We start from the raw sequence: 22,322 nt of genomic DNA on the forward strand, positions 1-22,322 counted from the left end.
TCGGTCGTAGATTTACTCCGGAGTAAGGTTACTCAAGAGTCAGGAGCTGGTCGAGATGAGTTGGTCGAGTTGATTCCCCTCGCACTCCCGCGGCCCCGCCGGGTCGCGGTCATCGGCGGCAGCCGCATCCCGTTCGCCCGGTCCGACGGGCCCTACGCGCAGGTCTCCAACCAGCAGCTGCTCACCGCCGCGCTCGACGGCCTGGTCGACCGCTTCGGCCTCCAGGGCGAGCGCGTCGGCGAGTTCGCGGCGGGCGCGGTCCTCAAGCACAGCCGCGATTTCAACCTGGCCCGGGAGACGGTGCTTGGCTCGCGGCTCGACCCGCGCACCCCCGCGTACGACGTCCAGCAGGCGTGCGGCACGGGGCTCCAGGCGGTGATCGCCGCCGCGAACAAGATCATGCTCGGGGCCGTCGACTCCGCGATCGCGGGCGGCACGGACACCGCCAGCGACGCCCCGCTCGGCGTCAACGACGAACTGCGCCGGCTGCTGCTCTCCGTCCGGCGCGCGAAGTCGGCGGGCGCCCGCGCGAAGGCCCTCACGGGCGTACGGCCCCGGCACCTCGTCCCGGACATCCCGCGCAACGCCGAACCCCGCACCGGTCTTTCGATGGGCGAGCACGCGGCGCTCACCGCCCGGCAGTGGGACATCGGCCGCGCCGAGCAGGACCTGCTGGCCGCCACCAGCCACCAGCGGCTCGCCGCCGCGTACGAACGGGGCTTCCTGGACGACCTCGTCGTCCCGTACCAGGGCCTGGAGCGCGACCAGAACCTGCGCCCCGGCTCCACGGTGGAGAAACTCGCCACGCTGAAGCCCGTGTTCGGCACGGAGCACCCCGGCGCGACGATGACCGCGGGCAACTCGACGCCGCTCACGGACGGCGCCGCGACCGTGCTCCTGGCGAGCGAGGAGTGGGCCGAGGCGCGCGGGCTCGAACCGCAGGCGTACCTCTCGCTGTACGAGACCGCCGCGGTGGACTACGTGAAGGGTGAGGACGGGCTCCTGATGGCGCCCGCGTACGCGGTGCCCCGGCTGCTGGAACGGGCCGGGCTCGGGATCGAGGACTTCGACCTCTTCGAGATCCACGAGGCGTTCGCCTCCCAGGTGCTGGCCACGCTGGCCGCCTGGGAGAAGCGGGGGCTGGCGCCCGTCGACCGGTCCCGGCTGAACGTGGCCGGCTCCTCGCTCGCCACCGGCCACCCCTTCGCCGCGACGGGCGCCCGCATCGTCGCCACCCTGGCGGGTCTCCTCGCGGAGCGGGACGCCCCGGGCCGCGGGCTGATCTCGATCTGCGCGGCGGGCGGCCAGGGGGTCACGGCGATCCTCGAACGCGGCGCCTCGTCGTCCGGCGGGGCGTAGGGGGCCGCTGCGCGGGGCCTTCTCCCCTCCCCGCCCCTTCCCGAAACCGGGGCTCCGCCCCGGACCCCGCGCCTCAAACGCCGGCGGGGCTGGATGTATCGCCGTCCGACCTCGCCTCACACGACCGGTCGTCCCCCCAGCGAACCCGCCCGTCCCCCTTGCCGAGGAGCCGCACGTGTCCACGCCACCCGCCCCTTCCCCCGTACCCGCCCTGGTCGAGCCGACGCTTGAGCGGGACGCCCACGGGACCGTCCGGCAGGTCTCCGTACCGGCGTTCGCGCCGCCCGTCCGGCGGGGGTCGCTCGCCGAGATCCCGTTCGACAACGCCCGCGAGGCCCCCGCCGATGCCGTCCTCAGCCGCAAGCAGCCGGACGGGAGCTGGCAGGACGTGTCGGCCGCCGAGTTCGCCGCCGAGGTGCTGGCCGTCGCCAAGGGCCTGATCGCGGAAGGGCTGCGCGCAGGCGACCGGATCGCGATCATGGCCCGTACGACGTACGAGTGGACGCTGCTCGACTTCGCGGCCTGGGCGGCCGGACTGGTCACCGTGCCCATCTACCCGACCTCGTCCGCCTTCCAGGCCCGCTGGATCCTTCAGGACTCCGGGGCCGTGGCCTGCGCGGTCGAGACCGCCGACCAGAGCCGGATCATCAGCCAGGAACGCAAGCGGCTTCTCGGGCTCGCGCACCTCTGGCAGTTCGACACGGGCGCGCTCGGCCGGCTGAGGAAGCTCGGGCGGCACCTCCCGGACGACGCCGTCGCCGAGCGCCGCGCGACCCTGGAGCCGGAGACTCCGGCGACCCTGATCTACACCTCCGGGACCACGGGCCGGCCGAAGGGGTGCGTGCTGACCCACGGCAACTTCTTCGCCGAGGTCGACAACGCCATCGAGCTGCTGCACCCGGTCTTCAAGTCGGTCAGCAAGTACCCCGCGTCGACGCTGCTGTTCCTGCCGTTGTCGCACGTCTTCGGCCGGATGGTCGCGATCGGCTGTCTGCGCGCCCGGGTCCGGCTCGGCCACGCGCCGTCGATCCGGACCGAGGACCTGCTCGCCGACCTGGCCGGTTTCAAGCCGTCGTTCCTGCTGGCGATCCCGTACGTCCTGGAGAAGGTCTACAACACGGGCCGGGCCACCGCCGAGAAGATGGGGCGCGCCTCCTCCTTCGACCGGGCCGCCCGGATCGCCCAGCGGTACGGCCAGGCCGTCGAGGCCGCCGAACACGGCACGGGCCCCGGCCCCGGCCTCGGACTGCGCGCCGCCCGGGCGCTGTACGACCCGCTGGTCTACCGCCGCATCCGGGCGGCGCTCGGCGGGCATGTCCGGTACGCGATCTGCGGCGGCTCCCCGCTGGGGCGGCGGCTCGCGGCGTTCTACGCGGGCGCCGGCATCGAGATCTTCGAGGGCTACGGCCTGACCGAGACGACCGCTGCCGCCACGGTCACCCCGCCGCTCAAGCCCCGCCTGGGCACGGTCGGTTGGCCGATGCCCGGCACCGCCGTACGCATAGCCGAGGACGGGGAGGTGCTGCTCAGCGGCGGGCAGGTGTTCCAGGGGTACTGGGACGCGGAGCGCGGGGTGTCCGCGTCCGTGCCGGCCGGCGGCTGGTTCGCCACCGGTGACCTGGGCGCGCTCGACCAGGACGGCTACCTCACGATCACCGGCCGCAAGAAGGACATCATCATCACGTCGGGCGGCAAGAACGTCACCCCGGCCCCGCTGGAGGACTGGCTGCGCGCCCATCCGCTGGTCGGCCAGTGCATGGTCGTCGGCGACAACCGCTCCTTCGTCACGGCCCTGATCACGCTGGAGGCGGACGGGCTCGCGCACTGGTGCCGGATGCGCAAGAAGCAGGACGTTCCCCTCCGTGAACTCGTCCACGACGACGAACTGCGCACCACGCTCCAGCGCGCGGTGGACGAGGCCAACCGCCTGGTCTCCCGCGCCGAGTCGATCCGCAAGTTCACGGTGCTGCCGGTGGACTTCACGGAGGAGAACGGCCACCTCACGCCGTCGCTGAAGCTGAAACGGGATGTGATCGCGCGGGACTTCGCGGGGGAGATCGAGGAGCTGTACCGGAAGTAGCGCGGCGGAGACGCTTCGGGGGAGCCTCAGCGGTCGGCCGGCAGTTGCCTTGCCGTGCGACTGCTGCGGCACCCCCTTGCGCGTTCGCGAGGGCCGAGCCGGTCAGCCGTTTGCCGGATTTTCGGTGAGCGCACGTGAAATCGTCTCGGCGTCGACCGCACTGGCCAGGATGCGGATCATTTCTCCCTCGCGAGGCCGGTAGGAGAGCAGGGAATTCCCGGCGCGCCAGCTGGGCTCGGACTCCACGGTCCCAGCGGCGGGGAGTTCGATGAGCTGCGCGGACCGCCTGCCGAAAAATACCGTGCCGTCGGAGATGTGAAGCTTCCCGTAGACGAACGCCTTTCGCCCGATCCCCGCGGGCCACGATATGCGGCAAGGGACGGCTGCCTTGCCCGCGTGCGCGACTTCGGTGGCGCGCCTCCGGGCCCTGCGCTGCGTCAATGCGACAACAGCCTTCACGGTTCCGGCAGCCACGGCGACTCCGATGGCGAGTTCAATGATTGAACCCATGTTCATGGATTCCCTTCAGGGATGCCGGGTTGTCCGGCGCCTTCGTGTGGAGGATGGCGCGGGCCTGGTCGGCGGCTCGGGCTATGGATTCGGAGACGAAGTCCAGGTAGCGGGACATGTTCTCCAGGCGGGCGCCCGCCGCCGTGCCCGCGCCCAGGACGGAGACGCCCTCGCGGGCGGTCGCGGCGAGCTGGGCCGTGGAGCGGGCGCTCGCGATCATCGAGTCGTGCATGAGGTCGTTGTCGATGACATAGCGCTCGCGGCGGCCCTCGCGCTCCCGGCGGACCATGCTCTGGGTCTCCAGGAACGCGACCGCCTTGGACACGGAGGCCGGGCTGACCTTCAGGTGCGCGGAGAGTTCCCCGGCGGTGAGGCTGCCGGTGTCGCTGAGGGTCAGGGCGGCGAGGACCCTCGACATCATGAGCGGGGCGCCCGAGGCCGTCATGGCCGTCGTGAACATCTCCTCGTACGCGCGTACCGCCTCGGCGTCCCGGCCGTAGGGCTGCGGGTCCGGGCGCGCGTCGCGGGGCGCGGGGTTCTTCCGGCGGTGGGCGCGCTGCTCGGCGGAGCGGTGGGCGGCGTCGGCGCGGTAACCGGTGGGGCCGCCGTTGCGTGTCACCTCGCGGGTGATGGTCGAGGTGGGGCGGTCCAGCTGCCGGGCGATCTCGGCGTAGGCCAGGCCGTCGGCCAGGCCCCGGGCGATCTGGCGGCGTTCCTGCTGGGTGAGCCTGCCTCCCGGCATCGCGTACTCCTTCGTGGCGCGGGCCCGGCCGTGCGGTGGCCGGAGGGCCGACTATAGCGTTCGCTGGCAGTCCATTGCAACGAATTGTCGGCTGGCCGTTGCGTTACTTCTGAGCTCATTGCTCCAACTTCTCTGTTGTGACGTGCTGTTACGCGACTCTGATGCAACAAGTGCGTTGCCAGGTTCATGAACGCAACGTAGCGTTTCTCTCATCGGAAAGCGCGAGCCGCCCGGCCCGCCGCACCGCAGAAGGAGCGCACCATGCCGAAGTTCGACACCCCCGCCGCCGTCACCGCCCACGTCGACATCCCCGCCGGATCCATCCGGTTCATCGCCGCCGACCGCGCCGACACCGTGGTCGAGGTCCTGCCCGCCGACGCCACCAAGAGCCGCGACGCGAAGGCCGCCGGCCGCGTCGAGGTCGCGTACGCCGACGGCGTCCTCGACATCCGGGCCGCCAAGGAGGGGCGCAACCGGCTCCTCGGTGACTCCGGGGCCGTCGAGATCACCGTCCAGCTGCCCGCCGGCTCGCACGTCGAGGCGAAGGCCGGCGCCGCCGAGTTCCGGGGCGTCGGACGCCTCGGGGACGTCGTCTTCGAGGGCGGCTACCGCTCGGTCAAGGTGGACGAGGCCGCCAGCGCCCGGATCGCCGCGCACGACGGCGCCGTCATCGTCCGCCGCCTCACCGGCCCCGGCGACCTCAGCACCCAGCGCGGCGACGTGACCGTCGAGGAGGCCACCCGCGGCGAGCTCACCCTCAGCACCCAGCTGGGCGACATCAGGGTCGGCGCGGCGCGCGGCGTCCCGGCCGTGCTCGACGCGGGCACCGTCGTGGGCCGCATCGACAACGCCCTGATGAACGACGGCGCGCCCGCCCTGGCCATCCGGGCGACCACCACCAAGGGCGACATCACCGCCCGCAGCCTCTGACCACCTCGCCCCACCTCGTAAAAGCACCGCCCCCACCTCGTGGAAGCAGAAGGAGCCCCACCATGACGAACCCGGCCATCGCGGCGAACGGACTGCGCAAGGCGTACGGCGAGAAGACCGTGCTCGACGGGATCGACCTCAGCATCCCGGCCGGAACGGTGTTCGCGCTGCTCGGCCCGAACGGCGCCGGCAAGACGACCGCCGTCAAGATCCTCTCCACGCTCATCCCACCCGGCCAAGGGTCCGGCGCGATCAGCGTCGGGGGCCACGACCTGGCCACCGACGCACAGGCGGTGCGCGCCGCCATCGGTGTCACCGGGCAGTTCTCCGCCGTCGACGGGCTGATCACCGGCGAGGAGAACCTGCTCCTGATGGCGGACCTGCACCACCTGCCGAAGGCCGAGGGGCGGCGGGTCACCGCGGAGCTCCTGGACCGCTTCGACCTCACGGAGGCGGCGAAGAAGCCCGCGTCCACCTACTCCGGCGGCATGAAGCGCCGCCTCGACATCGCGATGACCCTCGTCGGGAACCCGCGCATCATCTTCCTGGACGAGCCGACCACCGGCCTCGACCCGCGCAGCCGGCACGGCATGTGGCAGATGATCCGCGGCCTGGTCGGCGACGGGGTGACCGTCTTCCTCACCACCCAGTACCTCGAAGAGGCCGACGAACTCGCCGACCGCATCGCCGTCCTGCACAACGGGAAGCTGGTGGCCGAGGGCAGCGCCGAGGAGCTGAAGCGGATCGTTCCCGGCGGGCACGTCCGGCTGCGGTTCAGCGACCCCGCCGCCTACCGGGACGCGGCGGCCCACCTCGGCGGCGACGCCGTCCGCGACGACGCCGCGCTGGCCCTGCAACTCCCCAGCGACGGTACCCAGAGCATCCTGCGCTCCCTCCTCGACCGGCTGGACGCCGCCGGGATCGAGGCCGACGAGCTCACCGTGCACACTCCCGACCTGGACGACGTCTTCTTCGCCCTGACCGAAGCCGACACCGGGACCGAAGCCGGTACCGACGCCGTCATCCCCGCCCCGACCAAGGAGTCCGTCCGATGAGTACCCTCTCCCTCGCCGTGCGCGACTCGGCCACGATGCTCCGCCGCGACCTCCTGCACGCCAGGCGCTACCCCTCGCTCACCCTCAACCTGCTGCTCACCCCGGTGATGCTGCTCCTGCTGTTCGTCTACATCTTCGGCGACACCATGAGCGGCGGGGCGGGCCGCGACGCGTACATCGCGTACATCGTGCCCGGCATCCTGCTCATGACGATCGGCTCGACCACCGTCGGCACCGCCGTCTCGGTCTCCATGGACATGAGCGAGGGCATCATCGCCCGCTTCCGCACCATGGCCATCCACCGGGGCTCGATCCTCTTCGGCCACGTCGCGGGCAGCGTCCTGCGGACGCTGATGAGCGTGGTCCTCGTCGGGGCGGTCGGGGTGGCCATGGGCTTCCGGTCCACCGACGCCACCGTCCTGGAATGGCTCGGCGCCCTCGGACTGCTCGCCCTGTTCACCCTGGCCTTCACCTGGATCGCCGTGGGCATGGGCCTGGGCAGCCCCAACGCGGAGGCCGCCAGCAACAACGCCACGCCGCTGATCCTGCTGCCGCTCATCTCCAGCGCGTTCGTCCCGCTGGGCTCGATGCCCGGCTGGTTCCGGCCGATCGCCGAGTACCAGCCCTTCACCCCGGCGATCGAGACCCTGCGCGGACTGCTGCTCGGTACGGAGATCGGCCACAACGGGTGGCTCGCGGTGGCCTGGTGCGTCGGCCTGACCGTCCTCGGCTACTTCTGGTCCAGGGCGCAGTTCGAACGCGAACCGAAGTAGTGACTCCCTCGGCCGGCCAGGGTTCTCACCCCGGCCGGCCGATGCGTGCGTCCAGGCGGGCCAGCACCTTGCGGCCCGCCCTCCGCACGCCCACCGGCACCAGGGCCGCCCGTCCCGGCACCCGCACCCCGCCCGTGAAGGCGACCAGGGTGTGCCCGGGGCGGGCGGCCGACGGCGTGGCCGCGATGCCGATGAGCACGAAGCGGCTCTGCAGCCACAGCCAGCCGGGCCGCCGCACCCCGTGGAAGCGGGCGTGCATCCCGAACCGGCTGCGGGCCACCGCCTCGACCCGGTCCCCGTCGGCGCGGGTCAGCCGCAGCCGCCGCATATCGGGTACCAGGAGCGCCAGTTCGCCGTCGATGTCGGCGAGCAGGGGCTCCACCTCGGCGCAGGGCGCGGCGATCTCGCGGGTGGTGACGCGGGCGCCCGGCACCCCGGCCGCGAGGACGCGGAGGCGGCGGACCGGGTCCAGGGGGGCGGCGGCGGGCCACAGCGGGGTGTCGGTCATGAGGTCCATGCCTTCCGGAACGAGTCCCGGGCGCGGGACAGACGGGACTTGACGGTGCCGACGCGGAGTCCGAGCAGGGCGGCGGCGCCCCGCTCGTCCAGCCCTTCGACGTCACGCAGTACGAGCACGGCGCGGTGTTCCGGGCTCAGCCGGGCCAGCACGTCCCCGATGTCGGCGGCCAGCTGGGGATCGCCGCGCTGGGGCAGGGTCGCGAGGTCGGCGGGCACGGACCGGGACCCCCGCCGGGCGACCCGGACGGCCTCCCGGCAGGCGATCGCCCGCACCCACCCGTACAGCGCGGCCGGCTCCTTCAGCGAGCGCAGGCTCCGGAAGACGGCGACCAGGGTCTCCTGGACGGCGTCCGGCCCGTCGGCGAGCGCGATCGGGGCGCAGATGCGGCCGGCGTACGGGGTGAGGACGTCCAGCAGCTCGTTCATGGCGAGCGTGTCGCCGCGCTGGGCGGCCACCACCAGGCGTATCGCGCGGTCGCGTGCGGCGTCATCGGGCACGGGTGGCGGCCTCCTTTCCGGCCGCCCCCTGGGGCGCGGCGGTGGTTTCCTTTCCGGCCGCCACCCGGACCGCGGCGGTGGCGAGCAGCAGGCAGAGCGGTGTGTACAGGGCCCGGTTGAGCAGCTGGAAGGTGTCCCCGGAGGCCGCGTCGAGACCGGTGCGCAGTCCCACCGCCCAGCCGATGCCGGCCAGCCCGCGCAGCGCGGTGCCGCAGGCGACGGCGAGCGTACCGGCCTGGAGGAGGCGCCCGAGCCGGTGGGTGCGGCCCAGCCGCGCGCGGGCGGTGACCAGGGCCGCGCCGCCGAACAGGACGGCGGCGAGGGGGAGTACGACGGGCGGGGTGAACGGGGTGTCGATGCCGAGCACGGCGTACGAGAGTGCGCGCGCGTCCCCGGCGGGCCAGGTGCTCCCGGTGGACCAGAGCACGTGCAGCAGCCCGTCGGCGGTGAGGACGCCGGCGACGGTCAGGGCGGCGGCGCGGGTGGTGACGGCCATGGTGGCTCCTCGCTGAGGGGGCGGGCAGGGCGCCCGGATCACCCCACAGAGGAGGCGGGACGCGGATTCGTTCCCGCGCCGCACCGAGTACATGTATCTCGCTTTCAAGCATCTTGACATCAAGAGAATATCCGGGCAGGCTTCGCGGGTAGATAGATCTCTTGATGTCGAGATACTTGGGGGTGCGGGGTGGGACGCGTCCGGGAACAGGCGGGGTTGCTGGCCCAGTTGCGGAACCCGCCGGGCGGCAGGGATGCCCGGATCATGCTGCGCGCCCTGGCGGTCGACCGCACCGGCACCGGCCTGTGGGCGGCCTCCTCGGTCCTGTATCTCACCTTCGTCACCCACCTCAGCGCCCAGCAGATCGGCGTCCTGCTCGGCGCGGCGGGCGTCGCCGGCATCGCGGGCTCACCCCTCGCCGGGCGCCTCGCGACCCGCTTCCCGGTGCGTCCGCTGCTGATCGGCTGCCACCTGCTGCGCCTCGTGACGCTGACGCTGGTGCTGCTCTGTACGCGCTTCGAGGCGCTGCTCGTTGTGGTCGCCGTGACCTATCTGGGGGACCGGGCGGCCAAGACCCTGGAGATGCTGTTCGCCACCCGCGCGGCGGGCGAACGGCGCGCCGCCTACCAGGCGTTGTCCCGCAGCGCCGCCAACGCGGGCTACGGGCTCGGCGCCGGACTCGCCGCGATCGGCCTCGCGGCCGGCACGGTGGACGCGTACCGCGCGCTGATCCTCGGCAACGCGCTCTCCTTCCTCGTCGCCGCCGCGCTGGTGTGGCGTACGGGGGAGCCGGGCGGGGTGGTGGCCCCCGGGCCCGCCGCGCGGCCGGTCCGGGCCAAGGGCCCCTGGCGGGACGGCGGTTACCTCCGCTTCGTGCTGCTCGACATCCCGATGAACCTGGACGACTCGGTGCTCGGCGTCGGCCTCCCGCTCTGGCTCGTCAGCCGCACCTCCGCCCCGCACGCCCTCGTCCCGGCCTTCCTGGTCATCAACACCGTGCTGGTCGTCCTGCTCCAACTCACCGTGTCCCGCAGGGCGGAGGGCCCGCGCAAGGCGGCGCGCGCGGTGATGCTGTACGGCGTGCTGCTCTTCGTCTGCTGCGCCCTGCTGGCCGCGTCCACCGGCTGCGGCACCTGGACGGCGGCCGGGGTCCTGCTCGCGGCGGCGGTCCTGGTCACGATGGCGGAGCTGATGCGCTCGGTCAGCTCCTGGGAACTGGCCGTCCTGCTCGCCCCGCCGGACGAACGGGCCGCCTACCTGGGCGTGGCGGGCATGTCCCAGTCCATCCAGAAGTCGGCGGGCCCGCCGCTGCTCACGGGCGTGGTCATGGCCGCGGGCCCGGCGGGCTGGCTGGCGCTCGGCGTGGCGGTGGCGGGCCTGTCGGTGTGGCAACGGCGTTGCTGCGAGCGGCGGTTGGGCGCGATGGAGGTGTCCGAACCGGTGGCCGGGGTGGCCTGACCGCAGACGGCGACCCCGTAGCCCAATTTAGGCGCGCCTAACCTGAGCAAGTGGCGTTCGGGGGGGTCGGTGACGCCCCTTCGTGCCCCCGACCGCATACGTTGGGAGCGTCACGGGTCAACGACGGAGGTGCCTTCGTATGCGGATCGCCACCACGATCTTCCTCACCGACGAGACGATCACCCCGGTGCGGCTGGCGCACCAGCTCGAACAGCGCGGGTTCGCCGGGCTGTACCTGCCCGAGCACACGCACATCCCGGTGAGCAGGGACACCCCCTACCCGGCGGGTGGCGAGCTGCCCCGCGAGTACGGACGCACCCTGGACCCGTTCGTCGCCCTTGCCCAGGCCGCGGCGGTGACCGAGCGGCTGGCCCTGGGCACGGGCATCACCCTGATCGCCCAGCACGACCCCATCGACCTGGCCAAGCAGGTCGCCACCCTGGACCACCTCTCCGCAGGCCGCTTCACCCTGGGCATCGGCTACGGCTGGAACGTCGAGGAGGCCGCCGACCACGGCGTCGAGTGGCCGACCCGCCGCCGCCTGGGCCGCGAGCGGCTGGCCCTGATGCAGGCGCTGTGGGCTGCGGAACCCACGGCGTACGAGGGTGAGTTCGGCTCCGTACGCGCCAGCCACGCGTACCCCAAGCCGCACCGCCCGCAGGGCCCCCGCACGCTGATCGGCGGCGCGGCGGGCCCCAGGCTCTTCGCCCACATCGCGGAGGCGGCCGACGGCTGGCTCCCCATCGGCGGCGGCGGCCTCACGGAGTCCGTGCCCCGTCTCCGTACCGTCTGGGAGGCGGCAGGCCGCGACCCGAAGGACCTCCACATCGTCCCGTACGGGGTCCTCCCGTCCCCCGGCAAGCTGTCCCGCTTCGCGGACCTGGGCATCGAGGAGGCCGTCCTCCAACTGCCCCCGGCCCCGGAGCCGGAGGTGCTGCGGACGCTGGACGCGTACGCGGCGTACTTGTAGGAGCCCGTCGCTACTTCGACCCGCGAGAGGGACCCGTGGACACCACCTACGACGAGCGGCTCGCCGCGTTCTCCCGTGAGCGGCTGGACGGATACCCGGTGCCGGACGACCTGCGCGTGCTGCTGCTCGCGCACTGGGAGGGCCGTACGGACTTCGCCCACCTGCTGGGTCTGGAGTTCTTCGATGAGGGCGAGCTTCACCCCTTCCTGGACACCGCCTACCTGAGCGAACAGGAGCTGGCCGACCCGGAGATGCAGGCCGTCAACGCGGGGGTCGCGCGGATGGTGGAATACGTGCAGCTCGTCGCCAAGGGGGGTAAGGGGTGGGTCGGTTACTGGGTCCATCCGGACGAGCCGGTGCGGCGGCCGATCGAGCTGGACGCGGAGTTCACGCTCTGGCAGATGACCGGCGCATCCCTCACGGAGGCCATGGCCTTCGAGCAGGCCGCCTACCAGGACGAGCCGGATGAGCGCGTGGCGTTCGGGCGGCTGGCTGCCGAACTGGACGCGTTGTTGCCGTTGGGGGCGGCGGACTACGACTCCTTGGACGACAGCGCGTACGTGGTGGATCCGGAGAAGCTGATGGAGGCCCTGACCGAGGCGGAGCGCGTCGCGCGCGGGCTGGGGTGAGGGGTCAGGGACTGCGTGCGACGAGGACGTACTCCCGGCTGGGCCGGGGACGCGGCCGTCGTCACTCACGCATACGTCCGTCCCTTCCGGACAGGTCCGCTGCCACACTCCGCCGCCACGCGGTTCATGGCTCGGCGCAAGGGAACCGAGGTCGCGATGATGAACAGGCCGAAGAGCGTGATGGGCAGCAGCCCGACAGGCCGCAGCAGCAATACCGGATTCTCCCGGATCGCCGTCCAATTGACGATCCAGTTCGCGAGGGCGTCCAGTGCGATCACGCCACCGGCGAGAGGGACGCCCGCTGTCCGGACGCGTCCCAGCAGCACGACGACCGCCGGGTCGAGGACGATCAGGCTGACGAAGAACACTTGCAGCGGCGCCGGGGCGAAGGGCGCGTAGACGTGGATCCCGCCACTGATGAGATCAAGGGCATGGGCGCCGAACCCTTCAACGAAGCCGAGCAGATAGACCGCGAGCGTCCCTCTCACCCACCGCGGCTGTCCCGCCCACCGCTCCCGCAGTCCGCCCGTCATCAGGTCAACCTAGGCGAGGGCCGGGACCGATGTCATCAACGATGTGATCCCCTCGCACGGTCGGGTCTGCACCGGCATCACGGTCTGCGCGCCACGAACACGTACTCCAGGCCCGGGCGGTCAGGCGCCTCGCGGACGTCCTCCAGGGCGTATCCCTGTGCGGCCAAGTCCGCCTCGACCTCCTCCCGTTCCCGGAAGCGCAGCGTCGAGTCGGAGGTCAGCACCCGGCCGTCCGCCGCGAGCCGGTAGGTCCAGCGGAAGCCGACCAGGGGTCCGGCCACCTCGGTGACGTCGACCCAGGTCTCGACCGCGCCGACGCCGGGGACCTCGGTCACGCCGTGGGACCGCTCGCGCGTCCACTCCTCCCAGGCCCGCCGCGCCGGCACCCGCGTCTCGAAGACCAGCCGCCCGCCGGGCCGCAGCGCCTCGTGGGCGCCCCGGAGGGTGGCCTGCCAGTCCTCGGGGGCCACGATGGCCTGGGCCACGTTCGCGGTCATCGTCGCGAGGTCGACGCGCAACGGCGGCAGCCGTGCGGCGTCGCCGCAGATCCAGCGCACCCGCTCGGCACCCGGCTTGGCCCGGGCGACATCGAGGGACGCCCGCGCGGGATCGACGCCGACGACCTCCTTCCCGCGATCCGCCAGGAGCAGGGCGAAGACCCCGGTCCCGCAGCCGATGTCGAGTACGCGGTGCGCGCCGAACTCCTCCGCCATCCGCAGGTACGCGTCGAGGTCGCCGCGGTCGGGGTCGAGCGGGTCGTAGAGCGTGGCGAGAAGCGGGTGGGCGAAGCAGTCGTCGGCCATGCCGGCGAACGTTAGGCGGGGACGGCCCGGAGGGCGAGCGGGTTTCGGCGCCCGGCCAGTGAATGTCCGTTGATCACAATGCGATCACTGTCCCTTCGCAACTTCCCCACATCTCGTTCGGGGTAATACGGTCACCCCACTCGACGAGACATATGGGGGACTCCATGCCCAAGATGCTGAGCCGGCGCACGCAGATATGGGTCGGCGGGATGGCCCTGATCGCCCTTGGTGCGGTCGGCTGCTCGGAGTCCGGGAAGGGTGACGCGGCGGCGAGCGCCAAGCCGTTGCCTGCGGTCACCGTGACCGTCACGGCCACCGCGACCGAGACCGCGACGCCCGCCCCGGCGCCCACGGTGACCGAGACGAAGACCGTGAAGGTGCCCGGGCCGACCGTCACGACGACCGTCACCAAGGCCGCCTCCACCCGGTCCGGCGGCGGGTCCTCCGGTGGCGGCACCAAGACCACCAGCACCTGCTCCATCCGCTCCAACGCCGGGAACTGCTACAGCGCCGGGCAGTTCTGCCGGAACAGCGACCACGGGGCCGTGACGACGAACGCCTCGGGCGCCCGGATCAGGTGCAGCCAGAGCGGAAGCTCCTGGCGGTGGACGTACGCCTGACAGGCGGCGCCCCGCCCCGCGCGAAAGTGCGTGGAGCCGTGGAGGCGGCCGGTGATGGAATGGGGCGATGCGTGATGAGGCTTCGGTGGATCGTGGGGCGTACCCGGATGTGGTGACCCCCTGGGACGACCCGGACTGGCGGGCGGACACCCTCGCGTGGGCGGAGCGCGGGCTGGCTGCTCGCGGGTGGACCGGGGTGCGGCGGGTCGCCGTGCGGGTGCGGCCCTGGTCCGTGCTGGTGCGGATGTCCGCCGACGGCCGGTCCGACGTGTGGTTCAAGGCCAACCCGCCCGGGAGCGCCTTCGAGGCCGGGCTGACCGAGGCGCTGGCCCGGTGGGTGCCGGGCCATGTGCTGGAACCGCTCGCCGTGGACGCGGAGCGGGGCTGGTCCCTGTTTCCTCACGGGGGCACGCTCTTCAGGGACGCGTCCGGTGCGGGTGTACGCACCTGGGAGCAGGCGCTGCGGCAGTACGCGACGGTGCAACGCGCCCTCTGCTCCCGCGTCGAGGAGATCGACCGGCTCGGTGTGCCCGATGCCCGTACGGCCGTGCTGCCCGACGTCTTCGACCGGGTCGTCGCGGAGAACGCCGCCCTGGACGCCGGCACCCGCGCGGCGCTGCGGGCGCTGCGCCCGCGTCTCGTGGGGTGGTGCGGGGAGCTCGCCGCGCTCGGTATCCCCGACTCGCTCGATCATGCCGACCTGCACGACGGGCAGCTCTTCGCCCCCGCGCCCGGCCGCTTCACGTTCTTCGACTGGGGTGACGCGGCGGTCTCCCACCCGTTCTGCAGCCTGTTCGTTCCGCTGAACAGTGCGGGCGAACGGTACGGGCAGGAGGTCCTGCCGCGGCTCCGCGACGCCTACTTGGACGCGTGGACCGGGAGGGGCGCGACGGCCGCCGAACTGCGGCGCGCGGCCGTTCTGGCCCGGCGCCTGGGGGCGATCGGCCGGGCGTGCTCCTGGTCCCGGCTCTTTCCCACGGCGCTGCGGGGGCTGACGGACGTGGCGGGCGCGGGGGGTGTGCGGGAGCTGCGGCAGTTGCTGTCGGACCCGGGGGCGTAGACGTACGCCGCTCCGGCGCGCGGAACGATGCGCCGGGGCCCGGGCGTTGGACGTGTCGGCATTCGTACGCGAGAGGGGACACGCATGGACGACGTCAGCGGCTTCAAGGGCATCTCGCCGACCACGCTCGCCGATCTGGTCGGGCGGGCGCAGGTCATGGACGCGCGGATCCGGCCCCTGTGGGCGCCGATGCCGCGCGTCGCCGGGCCCGCGTTCACCGTGCGGTGTCCTGCCGGGGACAACCTCATGCTGCACGCCGCGATCCACCGCGCCGCACCCGGTTCCGTCATCGTCATCGACGCGGGCGACGCGGACTACGCGCTGGCCGGGGGAAACGTGTGCGCCGTGGCGCAGCGCCGGGGGATCGCCGCGTTCGTCACCAACGGGGTGATCCGGGATCTGGCCGAGGTAAGGGAGCTCGGCTTCCCGGTCTTCGCGACCGGGGTCGTCCCCTTCCCCGGTACGAAGAAGGCCGTCACGCCCCTCAATGAACCCGTGCGATGCGGTGGGGTGATCGTGTGCGCCGGTGACGTCGTCGTCGCCGACGAGGAGGGCATCGTCGTCACGCCCGCCCTGAGCGCGGACGAGGTGCTGGCCGCCGCCCGGGCCAAGGCCGCCAAGGAGGCGGCGGAGACCCTGGACGACTGGGAGGCCGCCCACCGCGCCCGTATCGACAAGATCCTCGCCGACCAGGGGTACACCGGCTGACCCGGCCGGGGGTCCAGACCCCGGTGGTAGCTTGGCAGGCCAGTTCTTGGCGTGTACATCGATGCTTGGGGGACCCATGAGGCAGTCCGTACGGAGTCGGATGGTGGCCGGGGCGGCGGCCGGGACGCTCGCGCTGTTCTTCGTCTCGGGCTGTTCGTTCAGCTTCGGCGGCGACAAGGTCGTCAAGAAGGACGAGGTCGCCAAGCAGGCGACCGCCGGGCTGAAGAAGGAGGTCGGGCGCGCCCCCGAGGACGTGACCTGCGAGGACGACCTCAAGGCCAAGGTCGGCGAGTCCGTCCGCTGCACCCTCACCGACGGCGGCAAGAAGCTCGGCATGACCGTCACCGTGCGGTCCGTCGACGGCGACGACGTGAACATGGACTACAAGGTGGACGGCGGAACCGACGCGGGCTCCGGCAGCGGTGCCTCGGCCGACCCCCAGCCCAGCGACTCCGCGCAGCCGTCCGATCCCGCGGGCGCCGACAGCGGCGCCTCCGGCTCCGTGCCCAAGGCCGAGGTCGCCCGCCAGGGCAAGGCCGCCCTCGCCGCCCAGGTGGGCAAGGAGCCCGACTCATTCTCCTGCCCGGAGAACCTGCCCGCCAAGGTCGGCGCCACGATCCGCTGCCAACTGGCCGACAGCGGTACGCAGTACGGAGTGACGGTCACCGCGAAGTCGGTTGTCGGCGGCAAGGTCAACATGGACTTCAAGGTGGACGAGACGCCGGGCGGCTGAGGGGCCGGGCGGGCCCGGCGCGGGTCCGGTGACGTCAGCGCGGCTCCAGGCCGAGCCGGGCGCGTACCTCGTCGTGCGGAACCGGTTCGGGGAGGTCGGCCGCGGAGGCCCTGCGGGCCCGGTACCGCGCGAGGGCCCGCGCGTCTTCCGCCTCCGCGCGTTCCTGCGGGTCATCGTTCATGCGCCGAGTCTGCACGACCCCGGCGGGCGGACGGCGAGCGCCCGGGTGGGGCTCGCCGTCCGGCTTTTCAGCCCTGGCGCGCGTACGTGACGAACGCGGACCAGGCCGTGGGCGCCACGTCGAAGTGGGGGCCGGGGATGTTCTTCGAGTCGCGGACGTGGACGGTGGTCGCGCAGGACGCGACCTCGATGCAGTTGCCGCCTTCGCCGTCGCTGTAGCTGGACTTGCGCCAGTCGTAGGCGACCTCGATGCACTCGCCGCCTTCGCCGCTGCTGTAGCTGCTCTTGAACCAGTGCAGATGCTCAGTGCTCATTGGTCTCCAACATCTTCTTCTCGATGAGCGTCAGGGTCTCTCGGGGGGAGGAAGCCTGCGCCCTCATGATTCCAAAGCGATCGGTGAAGAATCGAACCTCAGCCGGGTCCGTGATCAGCCTCGCATGCCCGTACGTCTCGGTGTACGCGGCCTCTTGGCGTCCCTTCGGTGTCACCAAGGTGAACGACGCGTCCAGACTCGGATGTTCGGATCGGTCTGTCGTCATGACCTGGAGTTCGACGTTGCGCATCCGCCCCACGGTCAGCAGCCGTTGCAACTGGGCTCGGTGCACCGCCAACCCACCAATCGGTCGTTGGAGAATGGTCTCCTCCAGAAGGAAGCTGAGCGTCGGAGCGGGCCAGCGTTCGAAGATCTGCTGGCGAGCCATGCGGTCCGCCACGCGCTTCTCGATCGTCTGCTCGTCCAACAGCGGGCGCCGCTGGGTGAAGACCGCGCGGGCGTACTCCTCCGTCTGGAGCAGGCCGGGGACCGCCTGAGTGCTGTAGACGTGCAGTGCCACTGCCTCCGCCTCCGTTCTGGCGAAGTCCCGGAACCACCCCGGATGCCGTGTCCTTGCCCGTGACAGCGCCTCCCGTACGTCCTCCGCTGCTGCCGACAGGAAGCCCCCCGTGTTCAGGGCACGGTCGGCCAGCTCCAGGAACTCCACCTGCGGGGTCCGCACCCCCCGTTCCATCGCGGAGATCAGGTCCTCGCCGCAATGCGTCGCAGACGCAAGCTCCCTCTGGCTTCATCCCCGCGCGTTCGCGCAAGAACTTCAGCTGGCGGCCCAACGCCCTGAACAGGTGCGCCGTGCCGTCCGATTCGGCCGGGCGCTCCGGCCGTTCCTCACGTTGCGTGTTCGTCATCTGCCCCGTACCGCCTCTGTCCGTCCGGTCACGGCCGACGCCCCGTACAGCCGGTCGGGCAGGCCCGTACAGCTTTGTGGAGTCGTGTGGTCACTGCTGGTCAGCGTACGAGCAGACGGACACGCTGGGTCACATGAATCCCGAAATCACCCTTGTGGGTGCCGACTTCGTCCAGCGCTTCAGCGCCACCCGGCGCGGCGCCCGTCTCGCCCGACGCCTCGCCGTGCAGCAACTCGACGCCTGGGGCGTGGCGTACGGGAGCCGGCTGTCCGACGACGTGGCGGTGGTCGTGGGCGAGCTGGCCGCCAACGCCGTGCTGCACGGCCACGTCACCGGCCGGGACTTCGAGCTGCGCGTGCTCCCCGAGGCGGACGGCATCCGCGTCGAGGTCTCGGACGCGCGCGGCGAGCGGCGCCCCGAGCTGCGCGCGGGCGGGCCCGCCGCCGAGGGCGGGCACGGGCTGCGCCTGGTCGAGGCGCTGGCGGCGGAGTGGGGCGTCGCCGAACGCATCGTCGGCAAGACGGTGTGGGCGCGGGTGGCCCCGGGGAGATAGGGCACCGCTACCTCGCGGACGTTCGGGTCCAGGCACCATGGAGGTCCTCGGGCGTGAGCGAGGGGACGTCGGCTGTGCAGCCGCTGCGGGTGACGGCGAGCAGGGGGGTGGTGTCGTCGGCACCGGGCAGCTGGGACCGGTGGGTGACGAGGCGGGCGAGGTCGCGGTTGTCGAAAGGCTTCTTCTCCAGCCACTTGACCGAACCCACGACGGTGATCTTCTTGGCGATAGGTGCGCGGTCGGCGCCCACGATGTCGATCTCCGGGTCATTGGTACGGGTCCAGTAGCCGCCGATGACGTCGGTGCCGGCGGGCAGCTGCCCGTCGTCGGAGCCGAGCCGCCATAGAGCTTCGCGGATGACGGGCTCGATGGCCCTGCCCCGCCAGGACGTCCAACTGGCGCGGATGGTGTCGAGGACGCGGTCGCCCCGGCCACGTTCGATCGCGGGGATGCCCGGGCCGATGAAGGAGAGCCAGAAGCGCAGGTAGGGGTCGTCGATGCGATAGCGGGTCTCCCGGCTGGGTTTGGTGGAGAGCGGGAGCTCTGCGACAACCATGCCGCGAGAGGAGAGAAGCTCCAGCGAGCGGGACACCGAGCTGGGGTTGAGGCCCCCGGCGGCTCTGCCGATCAGGGTGAAGGTGCGCTCGCCGTGACCGATGGCACCCAGGACGGTGCGCGCCTGCGCCTCGACGGGGAACTCGGCAGCCAAAGACCGTTCGCCGCTGACCAGCAGGGCAGATGTCGGTCTGCGCAGGGCCAGTTCGAGGTATTCCCACAGCCCGGCGCCCTGTGGCCACTCCTCCAGGATGAGCGGGAGGCCGCCGGACACCAGATAGGCATCGAAGGCGTCGGCGGGCGGCAGATCCAGCATCGAGGCGACCTCGGCGGGATTCAACGGCGGTACGACCATTTCGGTCCCCCGCTGGTAGAAGGGCCGCCCGTAGGTGTTGAGCTGTTCCATCATGGTGATGTCGGAGCCGATGAGGACGAGCAGAACGGGCAGTTTCGACAGCGTCCGGTCGAACGCCTTCTGGAGCGCTCCCTCGAAGCTCGGATCCTCGCGCACGAGGTAGGGCATCTCATCGAGCACCACCACGCTGGGCGAGCCGGTGGGCAGTGCGGAGGCGAGCATGGTCAGCGCGGCGTCCCAGGTGAGGGGGGCGGCGAAATCGCTGAACCGTGCCACGTCAGGAAGCGGGGAAGCGGCCACCTCGGCGGCGAAACCTGCCAGGTCCTCCTCACGGGAGCCGCCGACGGCAGTGAAGAACACATGTGGCAGACCCTCATGCTCCAGGAACTCTTCCACCAAGCGCGACTTCCCCACCCGGCGGCGCCCGCGGATCAGAACGGCCCGCCCCGGACGCCCGCTGCGCCCGCCGTCCTTGACGGGACGCAGCAGGTCCTCCAGAAGACTGAGTTCGGTGCGGCGTCCGATGAATCCGTTCACGGCAGTCCACCTCCATGGCATGCGCCCTGATACTTGCATGCAAGATACTCTCATGAATGCAAGTAACAAGCGGATACGGAAAGTGATCGAGTCTGCAAGGAGCACCGAGGCGCCGAAGCGCGCCCCCTTACGCCCCCGCCAGCACCACCAGCTCCCGCGTCGCCCGGGTCATCGCCACGTACCGGTCGACCGCCCCGCCGACCCCCGTGCCGAAGGACTCCGGCTCGACCAGGACCACGAGGTCGAACTCCAGGCCCTTCGACAGCGTCGGGGTCAGCGAGCGGACGCGCGGTGACGGCGGGCGGAAGTCCGCCGGGGCGCCGATGACGCACGCCGTGCCCTCGGGGTGGGTCGTCAGCCAGGTGTCCAGGACGGTGGGGAGGTCCGTGAGCGGGCCCTGGCGCACCGGGATGCCGCTGCTGCGGATGGACACCGGGACGTTGGCGTTCGGAAGGGCGGCCCGGATCACCGGCTCCGCCGCCGCCATGATCTCCTCCGGTGTGCGGTAGTTGACGGTCAGCGACGACAGGGTGATCCGGTCGAGGCCGACCCGTTCCAGCCGCTCCCGCCACGACTCCGTGAAACCGCGCCTCGCCTGCGCGCGGTCGCCGACGATCGTGAAGCTGCGCGAGGGGCACCGCTGGATCAGCATCCGCCACTCCGCGTCGGTCAGTTCCTGCGCCTCGTCCACCACCACATGCGCGAACGGGCCCGCCAGGAGGTCCGGTTCGGCGGTGGACAGCGCGTCCGGGTCGAGCAGCGTGTCCTGGAGGTCCCGACCGCGCAGCATCCCCACCGCGCCCTGGCTCTCGTCGATCTCCGCGTTCTCCAGGAGGCTGTCGATCGCCTCGGCCCGGCGCGCCCGCTCGGCGGCGGCCGTCGCCTCGTTACGGCGCCTGCGGCGGGCCGCGTCCGGGTCGCCGAGCCGCTGCCTGGCCGCGTCCAGGACCGGCAGGTCGGAGACCGTCCACGCCTGGGGCTCGGCACGCTGGAGCGCGGCCACCTCCTCGCGGGTGAGCCAGGGCGCGCAGGTCCGCAGATAGGCCGGGACGGACCACAGGTCGCCGACCAGGTCCGCCGCGTCCAGCAGGGGCCACGCCCGGTCGAAGGCCGTCATCAGCTCGCGGTCGCGCAGCAGCGCCTGGCGGACCAGGTGGTCCGGGACCTCCTCGTCCTGCCGGTCCGCGTGCTGGTCGGCCAGGATCGTCAGGATCTCCTCCAGGACCGCGTCGCGCGCCTCGTTGTGCGGGACGCCCGGCGCCGACTCGAAGGCCACGGCCCAATCGGCGGCGGTCAGCCGGACGTCCGCCCAGGGCGTCGTGACGGTCAGGCCCTTCGACGGCGGCTCCTCGTAGAACGCGGCGGCCGCCTCGACCGCCCGCACCAGCTCCGCCGACGCCTTCAGCCGGGCCACCTCCGGATCGGCCTCCGGCACGGCCGCCGCGCCCTCCGGGACGAGGTCGCGCAGGGTGCACGTCCGCACCCCGTCCTCGCCGAGGCTCGGCAGCACATCGGCGACGTACCCCAGATACGGCTGGTGCGGGCCGACGAAGAGGACGCCGCCGCGCCGGTGCCCGAGGCGCGGGTCCGCGTACAGGAGGTACGCGGCGCGGTGCAGGGCGACGACCGTCTTGCCGGTGCCCGGGCCGCCGTCCACGACCAGCGCGCCGCGCGAACCGGCCCGGACGATCGCGTCCTGGTCCGCCTGGATCGTGCCCAGCACGTCCCGCATCCGGGCCGACCTGTTGGTGCCCAGGCTCGCGATGAACGCCGACTGGTCGTCCAGCGCGGCGTGCCCGGCGAAGGCGTCCGGGGCGAACACCTCGTCCCAGTAGTCGCCGACCCGGCCGCCGGTCCACCGGTAGCGGCGGCGGCTCGCCAGGCCCATCGGATGGCCGTGCGTCGCCCCGAAGAACGGCTCGGCGGCCGGGGAGCGCCAGTCCGTCAGCAGACGGCGGCCCTCGCGGTCCGTGAGGCCGAGCCGTCCCACGTACACCGGCTCCGAGCCGTCCGCCCCGGCCATGTGGCCGAGGCACAGGTCCAGGCCGAAGCGGCGCAGGGTGCGCAGCCGGGCGGTCAGCCGGTGGATCTCGGCGTCCCGGTCCAGCCCCTGCCTGCCCAGGCCGCCCGGGGCGCGGCGGGCGGTGTCGAGGGCGGCGGTCAGTTCGGCGACGGTCTCCTTCAGGCAGCGCGCGATCGCCGCGAAGTGGCGCTCGTCCCCGGCGATCAGGGCGGGGTCCGCCTTGGCCTCGGCGCGGTCGCCGGTCAGCGCGAAGGAGCTCGTGGTGAGGCTGGTGTGCATCGGTTCGGGCACTACGTAAAACTCCCAAATGCCGCAGGTGGCCGGTTCAGATCAGCGATTGTGCGGGACAAGGGGGGCCTTGCGGCAAGGCCCCCCTTGCGCTATACGTTGAGAGTGGCCGGAGGTGGCATTCCTTTCCCGGCCGGCCGGTGAACGCCCCCGGCACCCCTTGCATCCCGCCCCA

The 22,322-nt window shown here is 72.2% G+C and carries 24 protein-coding genes and 1 pseudogene; 13 read left to right on the forward strand and 12 right to left on the reverse strand.

From position 1 onward, the window contains the following. Window positions 1-60 precede the first annotated feature (60 nt). Window positions 61-1,359 carry an acetyl-CoA C-acetyltransferase gene (locus tag OG867_RS18490; RefSeq protein WP_406286721.1) on the forward strand — a complete coding sequence of 433 codons (1,299 nt, stop codon included), beginning with the start codon at window positions 61-63 and terminating at the stop codon, window positions 1,357-1,359. A 175-nt stretch (window positions 1,360-1,534) separates the two neighbouring features. After that, the gene (locus OG867_RS18495) at window positions 1,535-3,439 is read left to right on the forward strand and encodes an AMP-dependent synthetase/ligase (RefSeq protein WP_406286723.1); all 1,905 of its coding nucleotides are present in this window, start codon (window positions 1,535-1,537) and stop codon (window positions 3,437-3,439) included. Between the two features lie 102 nt (window positions 3,440-3,541). On the opposite strand, the gene OG867_RS18500 is transcribed toward OG867_RS18495, so the two are convergent. Both OG867_RS18500 and OG867_RS18505 read right to left on the reverse strand, forming a co-directional pair. Continuing rightward, window positions 3,542-3,949, reverse strand: a complete 408-nt coding sequence (locus OG867_RS18500) for a hypothetical protein (RefSeq protein ID WP_406286725.1) — start codon at window positions 3,947-3,949, stop codon at window positions 3,542-3,544. After that, the gene (locus OG867_RS18505) at window positions 3,933-4,691 is read right to left on the reverse strand and encodes a helix-turn-helix domain-containing protein (RefSeq protein WP_406286727.1); all 759 of its coding nucleotides are present in this window, start codon (window positions 4,689-4,691) and stop codon (window positions 3,933-3,935) included. Before OG867_RS18505 ends, OG867_RS18500 begins: the two co-directional genes overlap by 17 nt. A 261-nt stretch (window positions 4,692-4,952) precedes the next feature. Between OG867_RS18505 and OG867_RS18510 the strand changes: the two genes are divergently transcribed. The 3 genes from OG867_RS18510 to OG867_RS18520 all read left to right on the forward strand — a co-directional run bounded on the left by OG867_RS18510 (window position 4,953) and on the right by OG867_RS18520 (window position 7,449). Beyond that, complete coding sequence (locus OG867_RS18510; protein ID WP_406286729.1) at window positions 4,953-5,621, forward strand: hypothetical protein; 669 nt, start codon at window positions 4,953-4,955, stop codon at window positions 5,619-5,621. 62 nt (window positions 5,622-5,683) lie between these two features. After that, the gene (locus OG867_RS18515; protein WP_328900746.1) at window positions 5,684-6,676 is read left to right on the forward strand and encodes an ATP-binding cassette domain-containing protein; all 993 of its coding nucleotides are present in this window, start codon (window positions 5,684-5,686) and stop codon (window positions 6,674-6,676) included. Beyond that, window positions 6,673-7,449, forward strand: a complete 777-nt coding sequence (locus OG867_RS18520; RefSeq protein ID WP_073864995.1) for an ABC transporter permease — start codon at window positions 6,673-6,675, stop codon at window positions 7,447-7,449. The genes OG867_RS18515 and OG867_RS18520 overlap by 4 nt, the downstream gene beginning before the upstream one ends. Before the next feature lie 25 nt (window positions 7,450-7,474). Here OG867_RS18520 and OG867_RS18525 read toward each other — a convergent pair whose 3' ends face one another. The 3 genes from OG867_RS18525 to OG867_RS18535 all read right to left on the reverse strand — a co-directional run bounded on the left by OG867_RS18525 (window position 7,475) and on the right by OG867_RS18535 (window position 8,962). After that, entirely contained in the window at window positions 7,475-7,957 is a 483-nt protein-coding gene (locus OG867_RS18525; RefSeq protein WP_328900745.1) for a hypothetical protein, read from the reverse strand. Beyond that, window positions 7,954-8,394: an RNA polymerase sigma factor gene (locus OG867_RS18530; RefSeq protein WP_406291037.1), complete on the reverse strand. Its 441-nt coding sequence runs from the start codon at window positions 8,392-8,394 to the stop codon at window positions 7,954-7,956. The genes OG867_RS18525 and OG867_RS18530 overlap by 4 nt, the downstream gene beginning before the upstream one ends. A gap of 61 nt (window positions 8,395-8,455) precedes the next feature. Further along, window positions 8,456-8,962, reverse strand: a complete 507-nt coding sequence (locus OG867_RS18535) for a DUF3995 domain-containing protein (RefSeq protein ID WP_406286733.1) — start codon at window positions 8,960-8,962, stop codon at window positions 8,456-8,458. Between the two features lie 189 nt (window positions 8,963-9,151). Here OG867_RS18535 and OG867_RS18540 point away from each other — a divergent pair, with 189 nt between their 5' ends. From OG867_RS18540 to OG867_RS18550, 3 genes are all read left to right on the forward strand, one after another. After that, complete coding sequence (locus OG867_RS18540; RefSeq protein ID WP_406286735.1) at window positions 9,152-10,420, forward strand: MFS transporter; 1,269 nt, start codon at window positions 9,152-9,154, stop codon at window positions 10,418-10,420. 139 nt (window positions 10,421-10,559) lie between these two features. Further along, window positions 10,560-11,390: a TIGR03619 family F420-dependent LLM class oxidoreductase gene (locus OG867_RS18545; RefSeq protein ID WP_406286737.1), complete on the forward strand. Its 831-nt coding sequence runs from the start codon at window positions 10,560-10,562 to the stop codon at window positions 11,388-11,390. A 35-nt stretch (window positions 11,391-11,425) separates the two neighbouring features. Further along, on the forward strand, window positions 11,426-12,019 hold the full coding sequence (locus tag OG867_RS18550) for a hypothetical protein (protein WP_406286739.1): 594 nt from the start codon (window positions 11,426-11,428) through the stop codon (window positions 12,017-12,019). Between the two features lie 65 nt (window positions 12,020-12,084). Here the strand turns inward: OG867_RS18550 and OG867_RS18555 are convergent, their stop codons facing one another. Further along, window positions 12,085-12,552, reverse strand: coding sequence for a hypothetical protein (locus OG867_RS18555; protein WP_406286742.1), 468 nt, complete (start codon window positions 12,550-12,552; stop codon window positions 12,085-12,087). 77 nt (window positions 12,553-12,629) lie between these two features. Beyond that, window positions 12,630-13,355, reverse strand: a complete 726-nt coding sequence (locus OG867_RS18560; protein ID WP_406286744.1) for a class I SAM-dependent methyltransferase — start codon at window positions 13,353-13,355, stop codon at window positions 12,630-12,632. A 164-nt stretch (window positions 13,356-13,519) separates the two neighbouring features. Here OG867_RS18560 and OG867_RS18565 point away from each other — a divergent pair, with 164 nt between their 5' ends. The 4 genes from OG867_RS18565 (at window position 13,520) to OG867_RS18580 (ending at window position 16,476) form a co-directional block, all read left to right on the forward strand. After that, the gene (locus tag OG867_RS18565; RefSeq protein ID WP_406286747.1) at window positions 13,520-13,975 is read left to right on the forward strand and encodes a hypothetical protein; all 456 of its coding nucleotides are present in this window, start codon (window positions 13,520-13,522) and stop codon (window positions 13,973-13,975) included. A gap of 67 nt (window positions 13,976-14,042) precedes the next feature. Then, the gene (locus OG867_RS18570; protein ID WP_406286749.1) at window positions 14,043-15,035 is read left to right on the forward strand and encodes a phosphotransferase; all 993 of its coding nucleotides are present in this window, start codon (window positions 14,043-14,045) and stop codon (window positions 15,033-15,035) included. A gap of 84 nt (window positions 15,036-15,119) precedes the next feature. Next, entirely contained in the window at window positions 15,120-15,743 is a 624-nt protein-coding gene (locus OG867_RS18575; protein WP_406286751.1) for an RraA family protein, read from the forward strand. Between the two features lie 100 nt (window positions 15,744-15,843). After that, entirely contained in the window at window positions 15,844-16,476 is a 633-nt protein-coding gene (locus OG867_RS18580) for a DUF4333 domain-containing protein (RefSeq protein ID WP_406291040.1), read from the forward strand. Window positions 16,477-16,510: 34 nt separating this feature from the next. Here OG867_RS18580 and OG867_RS18585 read toward each other — a convergent pair whose 3' ends face one another. From OG867_RS18585 to OG867_RS18595, 3 genes and pseudogenes are all read right to left on the reverse strand, one after another. Continuing rightward, a complete protein-coding gene (locus tag OG867_RS18585) occupies window positions 16,511-16,657 on the reverse strand; it encodes a prevent-host-death family protein (protein WP_406286753.1) in 147 nt (48 codons plus the stop codon). A 67-nt stretch (window positions 16,658-16,724) separates the two neighbouring features. Then, window positions 16,725-16,970, reverse strand: coding sequence for a DUF397 domain-containing protein (locus tag OG867_RS18590; protein WP_406286755.1), 246 nt, complete (start codon window positions 16,968-16,970; stop codon window positions 16,725-16,727). Beyond that, window positions 16,960-17,836, reverse strand: a pseudogene (locus OG867_RS18595) (Scr1 family TA system antitoxin-like transcriptional regulator). The gene OG867_RS18590 and the pseudogene OG867_RS18595 overlap by 11 nt, the downstream one beginning before the upstream one ends. Before the next feature lie 133 nt (window positions 17,837-17,969). On the opposite strand from OG867_RS18595, the gene OG867_RS18600 reads away from it, so the two are divergent. After that, window positions 17,970-18,389 (forward strand): ATP-binding protein, encoded by a 420-nt coding sequence (locus OG867_RS18600; RefSeq protein ID WP_406286756.1) that lies wholly within the window; start codon window positions 17,970-17,972, stop codon window positions 18,387-18,389. 7 nt (window positions 18,390-18,396) lie between these two features. Here OG867_RS18600 and OG867_RS18605 read toward each other — a convergent pair whose 3' ends face one another. Together OG867_RS18605 and helR are read right to left on the reverse strand one after the other, a co-directional pair. Further along, a complete protein-coding gene (locus tag OG867_RS18605) occupies window positions 18,397-19,836 on the reverse strand; it encodes an ATP-binding protein (protein WP_406286758.1) in 1,440 nt (479 codons plus the stop codon). A gap of 127 nt (window positions 19,837-19,963) precedes the next feature. Beyond that, on the reverse strand, window positions 19,964-22,138 hold the full coding sequence (gene helR / locus OG867_RS18610) for an RNA polymerase recycling motor ATPase HelR (protein ID WP_406291042.1): 2,175 nt from the start codon (window positions 22,136-22,138) through the stop codon (window positions 19,964-19,966). Window positions 22,139-22,322 lie beyond the last annotated feature (184 nt).

The sequence above is a fragment of the Streptomyces sp. NBC_00209 genome, from assembly GCF_045206345.1.
Taxonomy (GTDB): domain Bacteria; phylum Actinomycetota; class Actinomycetes; order Streptomycetales; family Streptomycetaceae; genus Streptomyces.

Coding starts and splice junctions, on each gene's coding strand:
- OG867_RS18500 (WP_406286725.1), bottom strand. CDS start 3,949: ATGGGTTCAATCATTGAACTCGCCATCGGAGTCGCCGTGGCTGCCGGA.
- OG867_RS18505 (WP_406286727.1), bottom strand. CDS start 4,691: ATGCCGGGAGGCAGGCTCACCCAGCAGGAACGCCGCCAGATCGCCCGG.
- OG867_RS18510 (WP_406286729.1), top strand. CDS start 4,953: ATGCCGAAGTTCGACACCCCCGCCGCCGTCACCGCCCACGTCGACATC.
- OG867_RS18515 (WP_328900746.1), top strand. CDS start 5,684: ATGACGAACCCGGCCATCGCGGCGAACGGACTGCGCAAGGCGTACGGC.
- OG867_RS18520 (WP_073864995.1), top strand. CDS start 6,673: ATGAGTACCCTCTCCCTCGCCGTGCGCGACTCGGCCACGATGCTCCGC.
- OG867_RS18525 (WP_328900745.1), bottom strand. CDS start 7,957: ATGACCGACACCCCGCTGTGGCCCGCCGCCGCCCCCCTGGACCCGGTC.
- OG867_RS18530 (WP_406291037.1), bottom strand. CDS start 8,394: ATGAACGAGCTGCTGGACGTCCTCACCCCGTACGCCGGCCGCATCTGC.
- OG867_RS18535 (WP_406286733.1), bottom strand. CDS start 8,962: ATGGCCGTCACCACCCGCGCCGCCGCCCTGACCGTCGCCGGCGTCCTC.
- OG867_RS18545 (WP_406286737.1), top strand. CDS start 10,560: ATGCGGATCGCCACCACGATCTTCCTCACCGACGAGACGATCACCCCG.
- OG867_RS18555 (WP_406286742.1), bottom strand. CDS start 12,552: ATGACGGGCGGACTGCGGGAGCGGTGGGCGGGACAGCCGCGGTGGGTG.
- OG867_RS18560 (WP_406286744.1), bottom strand. CDS start 13,355: ATGGCCGACGACTGCTTCGCCCACCCGCTTCTCGCCACGCTCTACGAC.
- OG867_RS18565 (WP_406286747.1), top strand. CDS start 13,520: ATGCCCAAGATGCTGAGCCGGCGCACGCAGATATGGGTCGGCGGGATG.
- OG867_RS18570 (WP_406286749.1), top strand. CDS start 14,043: ATGCGTGATGAGGCTTCGGTGGATCGTGGGGCGTACCCGGATGTGGTG.
- OG867_RS18575 (WP_406286751.1), top strand. CDS start 15,120: ATGGACGACGTCAGCGGCTTCAAGGGCATCTCGCCGACCACGCTCGCC.
- OG867_RS18580 (WP_406291040.1), top strand. CDS start 15,844: ATGGTGGCCGGGGCGGCGGCCGGGACGCTCGCGCTGTTCTTCGTCTCG.
- OG867_RS18585 (WP_406286753.1), bottom strand. CDS start 16,657: ATGAACGATGACCCGCAGGAACGCGCGGAGGCGGAAGACGCGCGGGCC.
- OG867_RS18590 (WP_406286755.1), bottom strand. CDS start 16,970: ATGAGCACTGAGCATCTGCACTGGTTCAAGAGCAGCTACAGCAGCGGC.
- OG867_RS18600 (WP_406286756.1), top strand. CDS start 17,970: ATGAATCCCGAAATCACCCTTGTGGGTGCCGACTTCGTCCAGCGCTTC.
- helR (WP_406291042.1), bottom strand. CDS start 22,138: ATGCACACCAGCCTCACCACGAGCTCCTTCGCGCTGACCGGCGACCGC.